This is a genomic window from Streptomyces sp. NPDC056527 (assembly GCF_042794475.1).
GTDB lineage: Bacteria > Actinomycetota > Actinomycetes > Streptomycetales > Streptomycetaceae > Streptomyces.
The window spans coordinates 1-19,698 of the sequence record NZ_JBHTTQ010000059.1; the positions used below are offsets into that span (position 1 = coordinate 1).

The 19,698-nt window shown below is 73.8% G+C and carries 13 protein-coding genes; 7 read left to right on the plus strand and 6 right to left on the minus strand.

Annotated features, from left to right (window positions below):
* The 3 genes from ACFQ7Q_RS24800 to ACFQ7Q_RS24810 all read left to right on the plus strand — a co-directional run.
* A partial coding sequence (locus tag ACFQ7Q_RS24800) for an SDR family NAD(P)-dependent oxidoreductase (RefSeq protein WP_383558833.1) occupies positions 1 to 5,940 on the plus strand: 5,940 nt, incomplete at its 5' end.
* A complete protein-coding gene (locus tag ACFQ7Q_RS24805; RefSeq protein ID WP_383558835.1) occupies positions 5,937 to 9,206 on the plus strand; it encodes a type I polyketide synthase in 3,270 nt (1,089 codons plus the stop codon). The genes ACFQ7Q_RS24800 and ACFQ7Q_RS24805, both read left to right, overlap by 4 nt.
* Before the next feature lie 87 nt (positions 9,207 to 9,293).
* The gene (locus ACFQ7Q_RS24810) at positions 9,294 to 9,839 is read left to right on the plus strand and encodes a TetR/AcrR family transcriptional regulator (protein ID WP_383558836.1); all 546 of its coding nucleotides are present in this window, start codon (positions 9,294 to 9,296) and stop codon (positions 9,837 to 9,839) included.
* A gap of 408 nt (positions 9,840 to 10,247) precedes the next feature.
* Here the strand turns inward: ACFQ7Q_RS24810 and ACFQ7Q_RS24815 are convergent, their stop codons facing one another.
* Complete coding sequence (locus ACFQ7Q_RS24815) at positions 10,248 to 11,003, minus strand: thioesterase II family protein (RefSeq protein WP_383558838.1); 756 nt, start codon at positions 11,001 to 11,003, stop codon at positions 10,248 to 10,250.
* Between the two features lie 407 nt (positions 11,004 to 11,410).
* Between ACFQ7Q_RS24815 and ACFQ7Q_RS24820 the strand changes: the two genes are divergently transcribed.
* Positions 11,411 to 11,629, plus strand: coding sequence for a hypothetical protein (locus ACFQ7Q_RS24820; protein WP_383558840.1), 219 nt, complete (start codon positions 11,411 to 11,413; stop codon positions 11,627 to 11,629).
* Here the strand turns inward: ACFQ7Q_RS24820 and ACFQ7Q_RS24825 are convergent.
* The 4 genes from ACFQ7Q_RS24825 to ACFQ7Q_RS24840 all read right to left on the minus strand — a co-directional run bounded on the left by ACFQ7Q_RS24825 (position 11,619) and on the right by ACFQ7Q_RS24840 (position 14,833).
* On the minus strand, positions 11,619 to 12,179 hold the full coding sequence (locus tag ACFQ7Q_RS24825; RefSeq protein ID WP_383558842.1) for a DUF6099 family protein: 561 nt from the start codon (positions 12,177 to 12,179) through the stop codon (positions 11,619 to 11,621). The two genes, ACFQ7Q_RS24820 and ACFQ7Q_RS24825, sit on opposite strands and share 11 nt — an antisense overlap.
* 242 nt (positions 12,180 to 12,421) lie before the next feature.
* A complete protein-coding gene (locus ACFQ7Q_RS24830) occupies positions 12,422 to 13,732 on the minus strand; it encodes an AAA family ATPase (RefSeq protein ID WP_383558843.1) in 1,311 nt (436 codons plus the stop codon).
* A gap of 55 nt (positions 13,733 to 13,787) precedes the next feature.
* Positions 13,788 to 14,207 (minus strand): cell division protein SepF, encoded by a 420-nt coding sequence (locus tag ACFQ7Q_RS24835; RefSeq protein ID WP_383558844.1) that lies wholly within the window; start codon positions 14,205 to 14,207, stop codon positions 13,788 to 13,790.
* Positions 14,208 to 14,377: 170 nt separating this feature from the next.
* Entirely contained in the window at positions 14,378 to 14,833 is a 456-nt protein-coding gene (locus ACFQ7Q_RS24840; protein ID WP_329114786.1) for an Lrp/AsnC family transcriptional regulator, read from the minus strand.
* Between the two features lie 116 nt (positions 14,834 to 14,949).
* On the opposite strand from ACFQ7Q_RS24840, the gene ACFQ7Q_RS24845 reads away from it, so the two are divergent.
* Positions 14,950 to 16,008, plus strand: coding sequence for an asparaginase (locus ACFQ7Q_RS24845; protein ID WP_383558845.1), 1,059 nt, complete (start codon positions 14,950 to 14,952; stop codon positions 16,006 to 16,008).
* A 150-nt stretch (positions 16,009 to 16,158) separates the two neighbouring features.
* Positions 16,159 to 17,580, plus strand: coding sequence for an aspartate ammonia-lyase (gene aspA / locus ACFQ7Q_RS24850; RefSeq protein ID WP_383558847.1), 1,422 nt, complete (start codon positions 16,159 to 16,161; stop codon positions 17,578 to 17,580).
* A 66-nt stretch (positions 17,581 to 17,646) separates the two neighbouring features.
* Here the strand turns inward: aspA and ACFQ7Q_RS24855 are convergent, their stop codons facing one another.
* Positions 17,647 to 18,618, minus strand: a complete 972-nt coding sequence (locus tag ACFQ7Q_RS24855; protein ID WP_383558848.1) for an NADP-dependent oxidoreductase — start codon at positions 18,616 to 18,618, stop codon at positions 17,647 to 17,649.
* Positions 18,619 to 18,687: 69 nt separating this feature from the next.
* Between ACFQ7Q_RS24855 and ACFQ7Q_RS24860 the strand changes: the two genes are divergently transcribed.
* Positions 18,688 to 19,677 carry a GlxA family transcriptional regulator gene (locus ACFQ7Q_RS24860; protein ID WP_383558850.1) on the plus strand — a complete coding sequence of 330 codons (990 nt, stop codon included), beginning with the start codon at positions 18,688 to 18,690 and terminating at the stop codon, positions 19,675 to 19,677.
* Positions 19,678 to 19,698 lie beyond the last annotated feature (21 nt).

The following is a 19,698-nucleotide window of genomic DNA, read 5'->3' on the forward strand; positions in this document are numbered from 1 at the left end:
CTGGTCCGGCCGCGGACCCGGCGCGCGGCCGCGGGCGGGCGGGCGGCCTCGGCGGGCGCCGCTTCGCTGACGGAGCGGCTGGCCGCCCTCGACGAGGCGGAACGCGACCGGCAGTTGCTGGCACTGGTACGGACCGAGGCCGCCGCCGTCCTCGGCCACGGCGCCGCCGACTCCCTCGCCCCGGAAAAGGCGTTCAAGGACGTCGGCTTCGACTCCCTGACCGCGGTCGAGCTGCGCAACCGGCTCAACTCCGCGACCGGACTGCGTCTGCCGTCGTCGCTGGTCTTCGACCACCCGACCCCGGCGGCGCTCGCCGCCCATCTGCGGACCGGGCTGCTCGGCGAGACCGCCTCCGCCCCCGCCCCCGCCGGTGTGCGGCCGGCGGCCGGACCGGTGGCGCCCGGCGACGACGATCCGATCGCCATCGTCGGCATGGCCTGCCGCTACGCGGGCGGGGTCGCCTCGCCCGAGGACCTGTGGCGGCTGGTGGCCGCCGGCACGGACGCGGTGACCGACTTCCCCGAGGACCGGGGCTGGGACACCGAGGGCCTCTACGACCCCGATCCGACGCGTTCCGGGACCTCGTACACCCGGCGCGGCGCGTTCCTCACCGGGGCCGACCGCTTCGACGCGGCGTTCTTCGGGATCAACCCGCGCGAGGCGACGGCCATGGACCCGCAGCAGCGACTGCTGCTGGAAACGGCCTGGGAGGCCGTGGAGCGGGCCGGGATCGACCCGACGACGCTGCGCGGCAGCGACACGGGCGTGTTCGCCGGTGTGGTCGCCGGCGACTACGTCACCCGGCTCGGACAGGCCCCCGAGGCCGTCGAGGGGTACCTGGCGACGGGCACCACCGCCAGCGTCGCCTCGGGCCGTATCGCCTACTCCTTCGGTCTGGAGGGCCCGGCCGTCTCGGTGGACACGGCGTGCTCGTCGTCGCTGGTGGCGCTGCACCTGGCGGCGCAGTCGCTGCGGCAGGGCGAGTGCTCGCTGGCGCTGGCCGGCGGCGCGACCGTCCTGGCGGGTCCCACGAGCTTCATCGAGTTCAGCCGCCAGCGGGCGCTCTCCCCCGACGGGCTCTCCAAGGCCTTCTCGGACGCCGCGGACGGCACCGGCTGGGGTGAGGGGGCCGGCCTGCTGCTCCTGGAGCGGCTCTCCGACGCCCGGCGCAACGGGCATCCCGTCCTCGCCCTGGTGCGGGGCACGGCCACCAACCAGGACGGCGCGAGCAACGGCCTCTCCGCGCCCAACGGACCCTCGCAGGAGCGTGTGATCCGCCAGGCGCTCGCCAACGCCCGGCTCACCGCCGCGCAGGTGGACGCCGTCGAGGCGCACGGCACCGGCACCCGGCTCGGCGACCCGATCGAGGCGCAGGCACTGATCAACACCTACGGCGGCGAGCGCGACGCCGAACACCCGCTCTGGCTCGGCTCGTTGAAGTCCAACGTCGGCCACACGATGGCGGCCGCGGGCGTCGGCGGTGTCATCAAGATGGTGATGGCCATGCGCAACCGCAGGCTGCCGAAGACGCTCCACGTCGACCGGCCCACCGAGCACGTCGACTGGTCCGACGGCACCGTACGGCTGCTCACCGAGGACCGCGCATGGGACACGGCCGGTGACGAGCCGCGCCGGGCCGGCGTCTCCTCCTTCGGCATCAGCGGCACCAACGCGCACGTCATCATCGAGCAGGCCGACGCCGATCTCACCGCCACGCCGGCGAACGAGGAGCTTCCCGCGCTTCCCTGGCTGTTGTCGGCGAAGACCGCGGAGGCCCTGAAGGACCAGGCGCGGCGGCTCCGCGCCTACGCCACCGGGCACCCCGACGTCCCCGCCGAGCGGATCGCGGACGCGCTCGCGGCCCGTACCCGCTTCGAGCACCGTGCCGTCGTCGCCGCCGGGGACCGCGAGGACCTGCTGGCCGGGCTCGACGCGCTGGCCGAAGGCAAGGAGGTCCCCGGTCTGGTCATCGGCTCCACCGTGGGCCACGAACCCGGCCGCGCCGTGTTCGTCTTCCCCGGCCAGGGCAGCCAGTGGCTCGCGATGGGCCGTGAACTGATGGCGGAGAGCAAGGAGTTCGCCGCGTACGTACGGGAGTGCGCCGAGGCGCTCGCCCCGCACACCGACTGGGATCTGACGGCCGTGCTGGCCGGCGATCCGCAGGCCGCCGAGCTCGACCGCGTCGACGTGGTGCAGCCCGCGCTGTTCGCGATGATGGTCTCGCTCGCCCGGCTCTGGCGCCACCACGGCGTCGAACCCGCCGCCGTGATCGGGCACTCGCAGGGTGAGATCGCCGCCGCCTACCTCTCCGGCGCACTCACCCTCGCCGACGCCGCCCGGGTCGCCGCGCTGCGCAGCAGGGCCATCACCCGCCTCGCCGGCACCGGCGGCATGTTGTCCGTCCAGCTGCCCGCCGACGCGGTGCGGGAGCGGCTGCTCGACGACACGTACATCGCCGCGGTCAACGGCCCGGCCGCGACGGTCGTCTCGGGCGCCGCCGACGCCCTGGAGACGCTCAAGGAGCTGCTCACGGGCGAGAACGTCCGGGCCAGGACGATCCCCGTCGACTACGCCTCGCACTCCCCGCACGTCGACGCGCTGGAGGAGGAGCTGCGGGAACTGCTCGCCGGGGTCGTCCCCGGCACGGCGGACGTGCCGTTCTACTCGACCGTCACACATGCCCCGCTCGCGGGCACGGAGCTCACCGGCGCCTACTGGCTGCGCAATCTGCGTGAGCCGGTGCTCTTCGAGGAGACCGTGCGCCGGCTGCTCGCCGACGGGCACACCACGTTCGTCGAGGTGAGCCCGCACCCCGTGCTCGTCACCGCGATCCAGGACACGATCGAGGACGCCGGGACCCCGGCGGTCGCGCTGGGCTCGCTCCGCCGCGACCAGGGCGGCCCGGGGCGCTTCGCCACCTCGCTCGCCGAGGCGCATGTGGCGGGCACCTCGCCCGGCGCGTGGCGTCCGGCGCGGCGACCGGCGGACCCGGCCGGACTGCCCACGTACCCCTTCCAGGGGCAGCGTTACTGGCTGGAGGGGTCCGGGACGGCCGTCGACGCGGACGGACTCGGCCTGGACGCGGCCGGGCACCCGCTGCTCGGTGCGAGCGTCCCGCTCGCCGAGGGCGACCAGGTGGTGTTCACGGGCAGGATCTCGCTCCGTACCCACCCCTGGCTGGCCGAGCACGCGGTGGAGGGCACGGCGCTGCTCCCGGGCACCGGCTTCCTCGACCTGGCGCTGCACGCGGCGGACCGGACGGGCGCGGGCGCGGTCGACGACCTCACCCTCGAAGCGCCGCTGACGCTCGCCGAACAGGGCACGGTGGCCCTCCAGGTGACCGTCGGCGCTCCGGACGAGGGGGGCCGCAGGCCGCTCGCGATCCACTCCCGCACCGGAGACGAACCCGGCTGGATCCGGCATGCCACCGGCGCCCTCGCGCCGGCCGGGTCGCCCGCCGGGCAGCTCGCCTGGCCGCCGTCCGGCGAGCCCGTCGACCTGGGCAGCGCGTACGACGAACTCGCCGCCCGCGGCTACGCCTACGGCCCGCTCTTCCAGGGCCTCACCGCCCTCTGGCGCGACGGCGACGACCTCTACGCCGAGGTCGGCCTCCCCGAAGGCACCGACGCCTCGGGCCATGCTCTGCACCCCGCGCTGTTCGACGCGGCTCTGCACCCGCTGGCGCTCGCGCCGGCCGGCGGAGCCGGGGCGGCGGACGAGATCCTGCTGCCGTTCTCCTTCAGCGGGGTGACCCTGCACGCCACCGGTGCCACGGCGCTGCGGGTGCGGCTGACCAGGACCGGGGAGACCTCGGTCGCCCTGCGGGTCACCGACCAGGACGGCGCGCCCGTCGCCGACTGCGAGGCCCTGGCGCTGCGGCCGTTGCCGGCGGCGGAGCTGGCCGCGCTGCGGTCGCGGGGCGCGGGAGAGCTGCCCCTGTACGCGGTCGAGTGGACCGGTCCGGTCGCCGTCCCGGCGCAGGCCCCCGCCTCGTCGGAGGGCGCGTGGGCGGTGCTCGGGGAGGACACGGACGAGCTCGCGGGGGTCCTGGGGGCCACCGTGTTCGCCGGTCCCGCCGAGCTCGGCGCGGCCGTCGCGAACGGCACGGTACGGCTGCCGGACACGGTCGTCGCCTCGTTCCCGGGGGCGTACGGCAGGTCGCGGGACGGGGTGCCGCACGGCACCGTGCCGACCGGAGCTGACGTCCGGGCCGCGCTGGCCCCGCTGCTCGCGCTGCTGCGCGACTGGCTGGACGACGAACGTCTGGCTGCCGGGAGGCTCTTGGTGGCGGTACGCGACGCGGTCGCCGTACGGGACGGGGACGACCTCGACCCGGTGGCCGCCGCCGTCTGGGGACTCCTGCGCACGGCTCGGACCGAGAACCCGGACCGGATCGTCCTGGTCGACCACGACGGCTCGGTCGCCTCACTGGCCGCCCTCACCTCGGCCGTGGCGGCCGACGAGGGCGAACTCGCCCTGCGGGAAGGCGTGTTGTACGCACCCCGGCTCACCGCCGCCCCGCGCGTCGCGCCGCCCACCGGAGAGGCCCGGCACGCCTGGGATCCGGAGGGGACCGTCCTGGTCACCGGCGCGACCGGCACACTGGGCGGTCTGCTCGCCCGTCGGCTCGTCACCGAGCACGGCGTACGGCACCTGCTGCTGACCAGCCGGCGCGGCCCCGCCGCCCCGGGCGCCGGGGAACTCGCCGCCGAACTCACCGCGCTGGGCGCGGAGGTCCGGATCGAGGCGTGCGACGCGGGCGAACGTTCCTCGCTCGCCGCGCTGCTGGCCACCGTGCCCGTCGGCCGTCCGCTGACGGCGGTGGTGCATGCGGCCGGAGCCCTGGACGACGGGGTGATCCAGTCGCTGACCCCGGAGCGGCTCGACACGGTGCTCGCCCCCAAGGCCGACGCCGCGCTCCATCTCCATGAGCTCACCCGTGATCTGCCGCTCGCCGGCTTCGTCCTCTTCTCGTCCCTCGCGGGTGTCGTGGGCAACGCGGGACAGGGCAACTACGCCGCCGCCAACGCCCTGCTGGACGGACTGGCCGCGCACCGCCGCGCTCTCGGGCTGCCCGCGCTCTCCCTGGCCTGGGGCCTGTGGGAGGACGGCAGTGCGCTGACCGGCCACCTCGGCGACCGGGAACGCGACCGGCTCGGCCGCGACGGTGTCGTCCCGCTGACGGCCGAGGACGGGCTCGCCCTCCTCGACCTCGCACTGGCGGGCGGACCGGCCGCCGTGGTCGCGGCGCGCCTGGACCGCGCCGAGCTGCGGCTCCGGGCAGGGGCCGGGCTCCTTCCGCCGCTCTTCTCCGCCCTGGTGAAGGCCCCGGCACGCCGGGCGACGACCGCGTCGGCGTCCAAGTCCCTGGCCGAACGGCTGGTCTCGGTGCCGGAGTCGGAGCGCGAGCGACTGGTGCTCGACCTGGTCCGGGAGGCGGCCGCGGTGGTCCTCGGCCACAGCGACCCGGCCCTCATCGACGACGAGCAGTCGTTCAAGGAGCTCGGTTTCGACTCCTTGACCGCGGTGGAGTTCCGTAACCGCCTGACCGCCGCCACCGGGCTGAAGCTGCCCGCGACCGTGGTCTTCGACCACCCCTCGCCCGCGGCGCTGGCCGCTCTGCTGCGCACTCGTGCACAGGCGGCCGCCGCCGAACAGGCCCCTGCCGGGGCGGCGGGCGGGGGCGCCGGGTCCGTGTCCGATCCGCTCGCCGGACTCGACGCCCTGGAGCGGGCGCTGGCCGGCACCCCGGACGACGACACCGACACCCGGACGGAGGTCGGCAGGCGACTGCGGGAGCTGCTGCGCGGACTCGAGGCAGCGCCCACGTCCTCGGCCGTTCCGGCGCCGGACGTGGCCGCCCGTATCAAGTCGGCCTCGGCCACCGATCTTCTCGACCTCATCGACAGCGAATTCGGCAGGAAGGCCCGGTCGAAGTGACGACGCCGGCAAGCAGCACCGAGAGCACCCACGGCACCGGAAGCGCCGAGCGCGCGCCGGACGCCGACGACACCCCCGGGACGGGCACCGCGGGCGCCGCGGCCTCCCAGGAGGAGCGGCTCGTCGAGTACCTCAAGTGGATCACCGCCGATCTGCACGAGACCCGGCAGCGGCTCGCCGAGGTCGAGTCGGCGGCGCGGGAGCCGATCGCCGTCGTCGGGATCGGCTGCCGCTACCCCGGCGGTGTCCGGGGCCCCGAGGACCTGTGGCGGGTCGTGGACTCCGGCACCGATGTCATCGGCGGCTTCCCCGAGGACCGCGGCTGGGACCTCGACGCGCTGTACGACGCCGATCCGGACCGCTCCGGCACCTCGTACACGCGCAGCGGCGCGTTCCTGCCCGACGCCACCGAGTTCGACGCCGGCTTCTTCGGGCTCAGCCCGCGCGAGGCGCTGGCCACCGACCCGCAGCACCGGCTCCTCCTGGAGACCACCTGGGAGGCGCTCGAACAGGCGGGGCTCGATCCGCGGGAGCTGCGGGGCAGCCGGACGGCGGTGTTCGCCGGTCTGATGTACAGCGACTACGCGGCGCGGCTGCCGCGCATCCCCGCGGAGGTCGAGGGCTTCATCGGCAACGGCACCGCTCCCTCGGTCGCCACCGGCCGGATCGCGTACACCTTCGGGTTCGAGGGACCGGCCGTCACCGTCGACACCGCCTGCTCCTCCTCCCTGGTCGCCATCCATCTCGCCGTCCAGGCACTGCGCCAGGGCGAGTGCACGCTCGCGCTGGCCGGTGGGGCGACGGTGCTGTCGACCCCGGGTCTGTTCACCGAGTTCAGCCGGCAGCGGGGGCTCTCCCCCGACGGCCGGTGCAAGTCCTTCGCCGCCTCCGCCGACGGCACCGGCTTCGGCGAGGGTGCGGCGCTGATCGTCCTGGAGCGGCTCTCCGACGCCCGCCGCAACGGCCATGACGTCCTCGCCGTCATCCGGGGCAGCGCCACCAACCAGGACGGCGCGAGCAACGGGCTGACCGCGCCCAACGGCCCGGCGCAGGAGGCTGTGATCCGCCAGGCGCTGGACAACGCCCGGCTCTCCCCCGCCGACGTCGACGCCGTCGAGGCCCACGGCACCGGCACCACGCTCGGCGACCCGATCGAGGCGCAGGCGCTCGTCAACGCCTACGGCGAGGAGCGGTCCGCGGACCGGCCGCTGTGGCTGGGCGCGCTCAAGTCGAACATCGGTCACACCCAGGCGGCGGCCGGGGTCGGCGGCGTCATCAAGATGGTGATGGCGCTGCGCCACGGGGTGCTGCCGCGCACCCTGCACGCGGACGAGCCGACGCCGCACGTGGACTGGGAGAGCGGGACGGTACGTCTGTTGTCCCGGCCCCGCCCCTGGCCGGCCGAGGAAGGCCGGCCGCGCCGGGCCGCCGTCTCCTCCTTCGGGATCAGCGGCACCAACGCGCATCTGATCCTCGAGGAGGCGCCCGAAGCCCCGGAGCCGGAGGTCCCGGAGGGCGGCGCGGAGCCCGAGGCTGCCGAGGCGGCCCCGCTCCCGGTGACCGCCTGGCCGCTCTCCGGTCGTGGCGCCGAGGCGCCGGCCGCGCAGGCGCGCAGGCTCCTGGAGCACCTGACGGACCACCCCTCCCTCACGCCCGCCGAGGTGGCGGACGCGCTCGCCGCCCGCCCGGCGCTGGAGGACCGGGCGGTCGTCCTGGGCGAGGACCGCGAGACGCTGCTGCGCGGTCTCACGGACCTCGCGGCCGGGGCCAGGTCCGCCGGTGTCGTGCGGGGCCGGACCGACCGCCGGGCGCGCACCGCGTTCCTGTTCACCGGCCAGGGCAGCCAGCGGGTCGGCATGGGCCGGGAGCTGCACGGAGCGCATCCGGTGTTCGCCGCCGCCTTCGACGAGGTGTGCGGGCTCTTCGACGAGCATCTGGAACACCCCTTGCGGGAGGTCGTGTTCGCGGCGCCGCGGACCGAGCGCGCCGCGCTCCTGGACCGGACGCGGTACGCGCAGGCCGCCCTCTTCGCGCTGGAGACGGCGCTGTTCCGGACCATGGAACACCACGGTCTCGTACCGGACTTCGTGATCGGGCACTCCGTGGGCGAACTGGCCGCCGCGCACGCGGCCGGGGTGCTCACCCTGGAGGACGGTGTCGCGCTCGTCGCCGTCCGCGGCCGGCTGATGGAGTCGGCGCGGGGCGACGGCGCCATGGTGTCGCTGCAGGCGTCGGAGGAGGAGGTCGACGCCTTCCTGGCCGAGGGGTACGCGGGCCGGCTGACGGTCGCCGCCGTGAACGGGCCCCGGTCCGTGGTCGTCTCCGGCGACGCCGACGCGGCCGCCGAGGCCACCGCGCACTGGCGCGGCCAGGGCCGCAAGACGAAGCGGCTGCGGGTCAGCCACGCCTTCCACTCGCCCCATATGGACGGCATCCTCGACGCGTTCCGGCAGGCCGTCTCCCAGCTGTCCTTCAAGCCGCCGGTGATCCCGCTGATCTCCAATCTGACCGGCCTGCCCGCGACCGCCGACGAGCTCTGCTCCCCCGGCTACTGGGTGCGGCACATCCGCGAGGCCGTGCGCTTCCACCCGGGCATCCGTCACCTGGAGGACCAGGGGGTGCGGGTGCACGTCGAACTCGGCCCGGACGGAGTGCTGGCGGCGCTCGCCGGTCAGAGCCTGCGGGAGGAGCCTCCGGTCCTCGTCCCGGCGCTGCGGGGCGATCGCCCCGAGCTGCGGACGCTCCTTGCGGCGCTCGGCCTGGCCTGGGCGCACGGCCGCCCGGTGAGCTGGGGCGACGCTTCCGGTACCGGGCGTCGCGTACCCCTCCCCCCGTACGCGTTCCAGCGGCGCGCGTACTGGCTGGACGGACCGGCCCTGCGGCCCGCCGACGACGCGGCCGCACCCTCGATTCCGGCGCGGGACGGCGGCTCTGATGTCGTCGATGCCCTCGGACACCCCGTCCTGCGCCGGCACCTCGCCGAGCTCGGCCCCCGGGAGCGGGAGGCGGAGCTGCTGGAGCTGGTACGCGTATCGGCGGCCTCGGTGCTCGGGCACGAGTCGGCGGCGGAGATCGCCCCGGACGCCACGTTCCTGGAGGCCGGGTTCACCTCGTTCACCGGGCTGGAGCTGCGGAACCTGCTGAGCGACGCGACGGGGCTCGAACTGGCCGCGGCGGTCGCCTTCGACCATCCGACCCCGGCCGAGCTGGCCCGGCTGCTGGCGGCGGAGATCGGCGGGGAGCGGTCCGGCGGGGAGGCAGGATAGAATACGGGGTCATACCCCGGTTTGGTGCCGCTGCCGTCGCCGACGGGAGCGGCACCGTTCCCAGCACGGCAAGGAGAAGACAGCCCGATGCGCGCAGACGCCCGCCGCAATTACGAGCGACTCCTGTCCGAGGCCAAGAAGGCCTTCGACGAGCACGGTATCCACACGTCACTCGACGACATCGCCAAGCAGGCGGGGCTGGGCAACGCGACGCTCTACCGCCACTTCCCCACCCGGGAGAGCCTGCTCGAGACGATGCTCCGCGACAGCATCTCCGAACTCGGCAGCACCGCACGCGAGTTGCTGACCACGGAGCCGGCCGGAGCGGCGCTGGCGACGTGGGTGCGGGCAGCGGTCGCGCACGCCACGACGTACCGCGGTCTCGTGACGATGCTGATGGACAGCCTGAAGGACGAGACGTCCGAGCTGAACAACGCCTGCACGTCGATGCAGTCGTCCGGCCAGCAGCTGCTGGAGCGCGCGCAGCGAGCGGGCGAGGTACGCGACGACACCACGGCCTCCGAACTCTTCGCCCTGATCGCAGCGGCGGCATGGACCCGGGAACACGCACCGGAAGAAGCCGACCAGGTCCTGACGATCCTCATCGACGGCCTGTGGCCCCCACGCCCCTGACGGACCGCGGGGCGGGCGGGCCTTGGCTACCGGAGCGCTGACGGGCCGCGGGCGGGCTGACGGGCCTTGGCCACCGGGGCGCTGAGGGGCCCCCGGGCCGGCGGGCCTTGGCCACCGCGCCCGCTGACAGGCCGCGGGGCCTGCGGGCCCAGGCCACCACACCGCTGACGGCTCACAGACGGGTCCGCCCTGGCTCCGGCGACGCCGACAGGTCCCGGACTGACGGGCGGGTGGGCTGGTGGGCCCAGGCCCACCACGCCGCCGCCGGGTCACGGACGGGCCCGCCTCGGCCACCGCGCGTTCTCCGAGCGGGCGCTCGGCGGGCTTCGGTCAGCGGGTGCCCGACCGGACGGGAGCGTGACCGGCCATGGCCGATTGCACACGGGCCCGCACGGTCGGGGCACTCGGTCAGCGGGGCAGGCGTGCCAGCCTGCGGGTGATCAGTGCGGCGAGCTCATCGGCCCGGTCCGCCAGGTAGAAGTGCCCGCCTCCGGGAAAGACGGTGCAGGCGAACTCCCCCGTGGTGTGGGTCTGCCAGGCCCGCGCCTCCTCCTCCGTCACGCGAGGGTCGCGATCACCGAGGAGGACTTCCACGGGCGTCGGAACGACCGCGTCCGGACCCGGGCGGTAGGTCTCGATCGCCCGGTAGTCCGCGCGCAGCGGCGGCAGGACCAGCTCGCGCATCTCCGGGTCGTCGAGCAGCGCGGCGGAGACCCCGCTGAGCCGCTCCGTCTCGGCGATCAGCGCGTCGTCGTCGAGCAGATGGAACGCCTCCGACCGATGTGTCGACGGCGCCCGCCGTCCGGAGGCGAACAGCACCGCCGGCTCACGGAGCCGCGCCGCCTCGAAGGCGACGATCGCCCCCATGCTGTGGCCGAAGTACGCCGGCCGACGGTCCGCCCACGGCTCCAGCGCGGCCACCACCCCCGCCGCGAGCTCCCGGACGTCGTCCACCGGTGCCTCCGCCCGCCGGTCCTGACGCCCCGGGTACTGGACGGCCAGCACCTCGACGGTCGGGCTCAGCAGCCGCGAGAGCCCGTGGAAGTAGCTGGCCGAGCCTCCCGCATGGGGAAAGCACACGAGCGGTATCCGCTCCGCTCCACCGGGGGCCGAGGCGTGAAAGCGCCTGATCCACACCTCGCTGTCGACCATCAGCCCCGTCATGCCTGCACTCCTCGCGTCCGGATCACCTGCAAACCCCGCCGATCCTGCCTCACCGTCCTTAAGCCCGGATTACGCCCGCACGCGAGAGCCGCGCAGGCACCCCCATGTCCCAGCCCCGACCCCCGCACACCGCGCGTACGCGGGCCCCGCTCGTACCCCCGGCGCAGGGCGTCCGTATCCCCGCACCGTCAACGCGCCCGTCAGCATCCCGTCCTCACCTGCCCGGTCGGGTGAATACCCGCCCTCCGGCGGGGCGCGTCCCATTGGGCCAGTGACCGGGGCCCGGCGCGCGTCGTTGGCTCGGGCGGAGCCGGACCGCCCGGCCCGCGCGCCGGCGGCCGCTGCCGGTGCGTCGTTCTCACGTGTGGCCCTCCCTCACGGGGCGGGCCTGGGCCGAGGAGGCCGCCATGTCCCAGGAAGCCGCGCCTGAAAAGGCGATGCCCGACCAGCCGGTCCAGCATTCCGTGCCCGAGCAGAAGGGCCCCGGCGCACCGAAGGGCCTGCTGCAGCAGATGGAGGAGCTGATGGCGGCGCTCACCGCCGATCTGTCGCAGCTCGACGCCGACCTCCAGTCCTCGGCGGACCGTCACGAGCCCCCCGCCAAGGGCGAGTCCCTCACGGGCTGAGCGTCTCCGGCCGCCCACCGCCCGTTTCCACGGCGGGCGTCCCCGCGGTTCCCGTACATGACGGCCCCGCCGGGCCCGCGCGCTCACGGGCGACATCGGGCGGCCGGTCCCGCTCCCGTACCGCGAGCCGGCGCAGCATCCCCCGCACCCGGTCGTTCGACTCGTCGGCCGCGTCGATCGCCTCGATGCACTGCCAGTAGAGCCCCTCCTCGTCGGTGACACAGGCCACCCCGACGAGAGCGATTCCCACCTCTCCCAGAAGCGCGCTGAGCGCCGTCAGCGCCACGCGTGTGTCCCCCACCTCGGTCAGCTGAGTGGCTCTCAGGCCGCCCGTACGCAGCGCGGGATGGTCGACCAGTGCCCGCCCGCCCCCTATCTCGCTCAACCCCCGCGCCTCGCCCCGCAACTCCAGCGGTCCGCCGAGCGCGAGATGACTCCCCATCGCCTGGGCGAGGGCCTGTGCCTGCCACGCCTCCGCCACGATGTCCAACGCTTCCCTGCTCCGCGCCAGCGCGTTCCGCCCCGTCGCGATCAGTCGCTCCGCTTCCATCGACGCCGCCCCCGTTCGTACGACTTACTGCCCACTCACTCCACTACCCAGAGTGAGGCTGCCTGAGCCCCAACGCCAGAGGAATTCGGAAATCTGTGGACAGGAAGCTCGACGGGGAAATCCCGATCACTCCGAAGAGTGACGATCATCGCTCTCGGCGGCACCCGTGAGCCGTCCCGAGGGCAACCCCCGCGGCGGCGCGCCCCGTTCCGGTCGATCGTCGCCTTCGGGGGCGCCTCGCCTCACCGCTCCAACTCCACGACCGACACCCCTGGCGTCTCCCGAGCGCGGGCGGCGACCGTCTCCCCGACGGTCGCCACGAGCCTGATGTGTCCACCGGTACAGATGGTGGTGGCGAGGCCCAACAACTCCCGGATCTGGCGGTGATCGAGCCCCCGGTCGAACCCGTCCGCGAGCACGGTCAACGTCCGCATGGCGTCCGGGACTTCGGCGAGCTGGTCCATGGCGAGCACACCCGGTCCGGTGAGCAGCACGAGCGCGAGCGCGAGATAGCGGAGTTCCCCGTCGCCGAGCCGCCCCAACGGAGTGGGCACCCCGCGCTCCAGTACCGCCCGTACCCTCCCGTCCGGCATTTCCTCGACACCGAGTCCCGTCACCGGCCCCGCGCAGCCCGCGCCCGCCACCGAGGCCAGCCGGGCGTGCCGGCGCGGGCAGTCGGTGCGGGTGCGGTGCAGCACCTCCGCGAGGTTGTCGCATCCACGCCGCAGCCGCCCCTCCCCCGTCGGCACGGGTGCGCGCATCCGGTCGGGCCGGGGGTCGCAGACGAAGACCGAGCGCAGCGCCACCACCACCTGTTCCGCCGCGGCCAGGACCTCCAACTGGCCCTTCGTCTTTCCGGCCACCCTCAGCGGCAGAAGGGCCGTGCCGAGCAGGTCGTCGGGGAACGGCGCCCGCGTGACGGGGGTGGCCCCCGCGGTGTGCCACTCGGCCTGGACGGCGTCGCGGCCCGGGTCGCGGAGGGCGGTGGCGAGCAACGTACGGCCGCGGCAGGTGAGCCGTTCGCCGACGATCCGGAGCCGGGGTTCGGCCTGTACGGCGACGTCCAGGTGGACGGGGCCGACCGGGCCGTCGACGGTGCACCCGATCCGGAATCCCCGCCTTCCCTGGGCGTCGGGCCTGGCACGTTCGGGAACACAGTCGGCCGCGTCGGGAAACACGGTGGCAAGATCGTCGCCCGCGCCCAGTCGCGCCAGCGCCTCGTACGCCCGCAGGGCACTGGACTTCCCGCTCCCGCTCGCCCCGGCGAAGAGCGTCACGGGCCCCATGGGGTGGACGGCCGCGCGATGGGAGGCGAAGGCTGAGAGACGCAGTTCGGTGACGGCGGGGCGGGCGGGCCGCCGCGCGGAGCCGCCGACGCGATGCCGCGGCACGTCACCCGCGGAGTCGCGCGGGGAGTCACGCACGACGTCGTACGCGGCGTGGCACCCGGCGTCATGCGCGGTGCGGTGCGCGGCCTCCCGTGCGGGAGCGGGAACAAGGGTGGAGATGGCGGAAGCGTCGGAATCGGGCGTAGGGCCGCCGGTGGAGTGCATGATCGGACCGTACGCAGACCGATGTATGACGAACCGTTACGCCGAGATGACCTTCCTACGATCGGGGGACGGAGACCCCCATGCCGTCGTCCTCCGACTCCGGCGCGCCCTCGACCTCGGTGCCGGCCGGGGTCAGCAGGAAGACGTTGCGGTCGACCCGGTGCATGGAGCTGCCGAGTCCGAAGACGACACCGCTGCTGAAGTCCAGGATGCGCTTGGCCACTTCGGTGTCGGCACCCGTCAGGTCCAGCAGCACCGGGATCTGGGCGACGAGGTACTCGGCGACCTCGCGGGCATCGGCGAAGACCTGTACCCGCAGGACGACCATGCGCCGCTGCTCGGCGTCCTCGTACGGGTCGTGCATCGCGCGGTGGTCGACTCTGGACGGCCATTCGTCACGGCCGCGCAGGGGGACGACCTGCGCAAGGCCCTCCCACTGCTCGTCGGTGACGTCGTACCTCTCGTACCTACTCATGCGCCCATCCTCCCGCCCCTCACTCGTTCGGCCCAACAGCGACACGAGCCGACTCGATGTGACTCTCTACAAGTCGACATGACGGGAGCCGGCGGGGCCGAGCCGAGGAGCGGGCCGACAACGACAGCGACAGGGCACGGGTGGACCCGACTCGACCTGGTTCGCGCCCCTCACCGCTCGACGGGCAGCCCGCGCGGCTCCTTGATCCGCTTCATGATGATCTGCGAGTTGACCTCGGTGACCCCGGTCAGCGAGGTCAGCCGTTCGATCCAGAGGCGTTCGTACGCGGCGAGGTCGGCGACCGCGATCCGGAGCAGGCAGCCGGGGCTGCCGAAGAGGCGGTGCGCCTCGATGACGTCGGGGATGTCCCGCAGCGCCTCCTCGAAGGCCTCGACGGTCTCCCGGTCGCGCCGGACCTCGATGGAGACGAGCACCTCGAAGCCCCGCCCGACCGCAGCCGGATCGATGACCGCGCGGTAGCCCTGGATCACCCCGTCCTCCTCCAGCTGCCGCACCCGCCGCAGGCAGGCGGAGGCGCTGAGGCCGACGCGCTGGGCGAGCTCCAGATTGGTCAGCCGACCATCCTCCTGAAGCTCACGCAAGATACTGCGATCAATGCGGTCCATGACGCAATTATGCACACCGGAATTCATGATTCCGGGCCCGAATCCGCAATCACATTCGACACAAGCTCACCTATCGTTGCGAGTGCGACGACCTTCGACCTCCGGGACAGACAGACATGCAGTGGACACGCGACGACCGGCCCCGCCGGATCACCCTCATCAGCACCGGCGGCACCATCGCCAGCCGCTGGCAGGGCACCGGGTACGCCGCCGACGCGTCCGGTGACGACGTCCTGGCCACCTCCGCCCTGCCCGAGGGCGTGGCGGTCGAGGTCGTGGACCTCTTCAACGTCAACAGCTCCCGGATGACCAGCGCCCGCCAGCTCACGCTGCTGCGCGCGGTCCACGCGGCCCTGGCCGACCCCGGCGTGGACGGCGTCGTGGTCACCCACGGCACGGACACCCTGGAGGAGTCCGCGTTCTTCCTGGACCTCCACCACTCCGACCCGCGACCGGTCGTCTTCACCGGCGCGCAGCGCCCGCTCGGTACGGGGGACGGCGACGGCCCGGGCAATGTCTACGACGCCCTGCAGGTCGCCGCTTCGGTACGCGACCTGGGCGTCCTGGTCGTCTTCGACGGCCGGGTCCACGCGGCGCGCGGCACGGTGAAGACGCAGACGCTCGCGGCCGACGCGTTCGCCGACCCCTCCGAGCAGGGTCTCGGGAAGGTCGGGTTCGGCAGCGTGGACATCCGCCGCAGCCCGGACCGGCCCACGCCGCTCCCCCTCCCCGCGGCCGGGGGCACCCCGCCCCGGGTCGACCTGGTGATGCACCACAGCGACGGCGACCCGCTGTTCCTGAAGACGTCCGTCGCGGCCGGCGCCCAGGGCGTCGTGCTGGTCGGCACCGGCGCGGGCAACGCCACCCCCGAGATAGCCGAGGCCGTCGCGGACGTGGTGGCCCAGGGCGCCCTCGTCGCGCTCAGCACCCGGGTCCCCGCGGGTCCGGTCGCGGAGATCTACACCGGCGGCGGAGCCGTGGACCTGGTGGCCGCGGGCGCGGTGCCGGCCGGAACGCTGCGCGCGGGCCAGGCCCGGATGGCGGTCCTCGCGACCCTCATGGCCGATGTCGCCCCGGACCGTCGCCCCGCACTGCTGCACGGCCTCCTGAACGGCCCCACCCGCGCCGAACCCGCTCTGACGGCGGCGGGCTCCCGCTTCTCCGGCGGCTCCTGACCACGCGCCGGCGTCCGTCCCCTTCCCCTCCCGCGACGGACGCCGGCCCTCCTCCCTCCTCCCGGCGGGTCCACCCGCCCGGGCACCTCGTCGTGCCCTCCCCACGCCTCACCCTCGGAACCCTCCCCTCCCCTTAAGGCACTGACCTCGATGAAGACTGTCTCCCGCCGTGAGCACGACCTCCTCGGAGAGCGGGAGGTGCCCGCCGACGCCTACTGGGGCATCCACTCCCTGCGCGCCATGGAGAACTTCCCCATCACGGGAACGCCGATCTCCGTCTACCCGCAGCTGATCGACGCGCTGGCCGCCGTCAAGGAGGCCGCAGCGCTGACCAACGAGGAACTGGGCCTGCTCGCCCCGGAGAAGGCGGCCGCCATCGTCGCCGCCTGCCAGGAGATCCGTTCCGGGAAGCTGCACGACCAGTTCGTCGTCGACGTCATCCAGGGCGGCGCCGGAACCTCGACGAACATGAACGCCAACGAGGTCGTCGCCAACCGGGCCCTCGAACTCCTCGGCCACGCCAAGGGCGACTACCGGCACCTGCACCCGAACGAGGACGTCAACCTCAGCCAGTCCACGAACGACGTCTACCCGACCGCCGTCCGGATCGCGGCGATCACGGCGGTCCGCGGGCTGCTCCAGGCGACGGCCGTCCTCCAGGACGCGTTCGCGGCGAAGGCCGTGGAGTTCCGCGACGTCCTGAAGATGGGGCGCACCCAGCTCCAGGACGCGGTGCCCATGACGCTGGGCCAGGAGTTCTCCACGTACGCCGTGATGCTGGACGAGGACCGCAACCGCCTGGCCGAGGCGGTGGAGCTGATCCACGAGATCAACCTCGGCGCCACGGCGATCGGTACGGGTCTCAACGCCCCCGCCGACTACGCCGAGACGGCCCGCCGCCATCTGTCCGAGATCACCGGGATGCCGCTGGTGACCTCCGCCAACCTCGTGGAAGCGACGCAGGACTGCGGCGCGTTCGTCCAGCTCTCCGGTGTCCTCAAGCGGCTCGCGGTCAAGCTCTCCAAGACCTGCAACGACCTGCGTCTGCTGTCCTCGGGTCCGCGAGCCGGTCTGAACGAGATCAACCTCCCCGCCGTACAGGCCGGTTCGAGCATCATGCCCGGCAAGGTCAACCCGGTGATCCCCGAGGTGGTCAACCAGGTCGCGTTCGAGGTGATCGGCAACGACATCACGATCACGATGGCGGCGGAGGGCGGCCAGCTCCAGCTGAACGCCTTCGAGCCGGTGATCCTGCACTCCCTGGCGAAGAGCATCACCTCGCTGCGGGCCGCCTGCCTCACCCTCGCCGAGCGTTGCGTCGCGGGCATCACGGCCAACACCGAGGAGCTGCGCGCCGCGGTGGAGAACTCCATCGGCCTGGCCACGGCCCTCAACCCGTACATCGGCTACACGGCGGCCACCGCGATCGCGAAGGAGGCCCTCCTCACGGGTCGCGGCGTCGCCGAACTCACCCTGGAGAAGGGCCTCCTGCCCGCCGAGCGCATCGCGGAGCTCCTCACCCCGGAGCGCCTGACGGGCACCACGAGCCCGCTCCGTCAGGACCTCGTCTAGCTCGTCCGGGAGCTCGTCCGGCAGCTCGTCCGGGAGCTCCGCCGAAAGGCCCGCCAGCGAGCTTCCTCAGGCCCGCGCCCCTTCGGACTCGCCGACCACCAGGACGATCTTGCCGGTGGTGCGGTCGGTCTCGCCGAGGGCGTGGGCCTTCGCGGCCTCCGCGAGGGGGAACGTGGCCTCCACATGGGCCCGCAGGCTGCCCGCCGTCACGAGGTCGGCGACGGCGCTCATGCCGGCGTGGTCCGCCTCGACGAGGAGGGTCTCCACGCGGACGCCCCGCGCCTGCGCCTTCTGCGCCTCGTCGGGGTCGGTGGGCGGCAGGAGCGAGACGAGGACGCCGCCGGGACGCAGGACCTCCAGGGAACGGGCGCGGGTCTCCCCCGACATCGGGTCGAGCACCACGTCGATGTCGTGGGCGACGTCCCGGAAGTCGGTGGTGCGGTAGTCGATGACCTCGTCCGCACCGAGGGAGCGCACGAAGTCGTGCTTGGGCGCGCTCGCGGTGCCGATCACGTACGCGCCGCGGGCCTTGGCGATCTGGACGGCGAGGTGGCCGACACCGCCGGCGGCCGCGTGGACGAGGACCCGCTGCCCGGGGGCGACGGCGGCGGTGTCGACGAGGGCCTGGTAGGCGGTGAGCGCGGCGAGCGGGAGGGCTCCGGCCTGCACGTGGTCGATGCCGGCGGGCTTGTGGGCGAAGGCACGGGCGGGGGCGGTCACGTACTCGGCGTGGGAGCCGACCCCGTAGGGGTAGGGCAACATGCCGAAGACCTCGTCGCCGGGCTTGAAGAGCGTCACGCCGTAGCCGACGGCCTCGACGACGCCGGAGACGTCCCAGCCGAGAACGAGCGGCATCCGGTCGAGGAACAGCACCTGGGAGCGGTGCTTCCAGTCGGTCGGGTTGACACCGGCCGCACGGACGGCGACCAGGATCTGGCTGGGGCCGGGGGCGGGTCGGGGGATCTGGACCTCCTTGAGCACGTCGGGGGTGCCGTGGGTGTCCTGGCTGATGGCGCGCATGGTGGCGTTGTTCGTCATGTCTCCAGGTTCCCGGCCGGCGCCCCGGCGTACCATGGCATGATTGCCATCTTTCGACAGGATCGTGCCATGGGAAGCGAAAGTGCCACGGGAGCCGCCGGGACAGCGCCTCATCGCGTCGTCGTCCTCGCCCTGGACGGGGTGTACCCCTTCGAGCTCGGCATCCCGAGCCGTGTCTTCGGGGCGGCGGGCGACCTGTACGAGGTCCTGACCTGCTCCGTCGACGGCGGCCCGGTGCGTACGAACTCCGACTTCTCCGTCACCGTGGAGCACGGCGCCGAGGCCCTGCGGACGGCGGACACGGTCGTCCTCCCGCCCTTCGACACCGCCCAGATCACCAGGGCCCTCCGGGCGGAGGTCGCGGACGCGCTCGCCGCCATCGCGCCGGGCGCGCGGATCGTGTCCATCTGCACGGGGGCTTTCGTGCTCGCGGCGGCGGGGCTCCTCGACGGCCGGCCGGCCACCACGCACTGGGCGCTCGCGAACGCGTTCCGTTCGTGGTTCCCCCAGGTGGACCTGGACCCGGACGTCCTCTTCGTCGACGACGGCGATCTGCTGACCTCCGCCGGCGCCGCTTCCGGGGTGGACGTCTGCCTGCATCTCGTACGCAAGGACCACGGCACCGCCGTCGCCAACCAGGTGGCGCGGGCCTGTGTCGTGCCGCCGTGGCGGGACGGCGGCCAGGCCCAGTACATCGTGCAGCCCGTACCGGGGCGGGACTCGAGCGGGACGTGGGCGACGCGCCAGTGGGCCCTGGAGAACCTCCACGAACCGCTGACGTTGAGGGAGCTGGCCGATCACGCCCGGATGAGCCTGCGCACCTTCGCCCGCCGCTTCAACGAGGAGGTGGGCATGAGTCCGGGCCGCTGGCTGATCCAGCAGCGCGTGGACCACGCGCGGCAGCTCCTGGAGTCCACCGACCTGGCGGTGGACGACATCGCGGGCCAGGTCGGCTTCGCGACGGGGACCTCGCTGCGTCAGCATCTGCATGCAGCCATCGGGGTCTCCCCACTCGCCTACCGGCGGACCTTCCGGGGCAGCCTCACGCCGAGCTCCTGAGCATCGCCGCAGGTCAGAGCC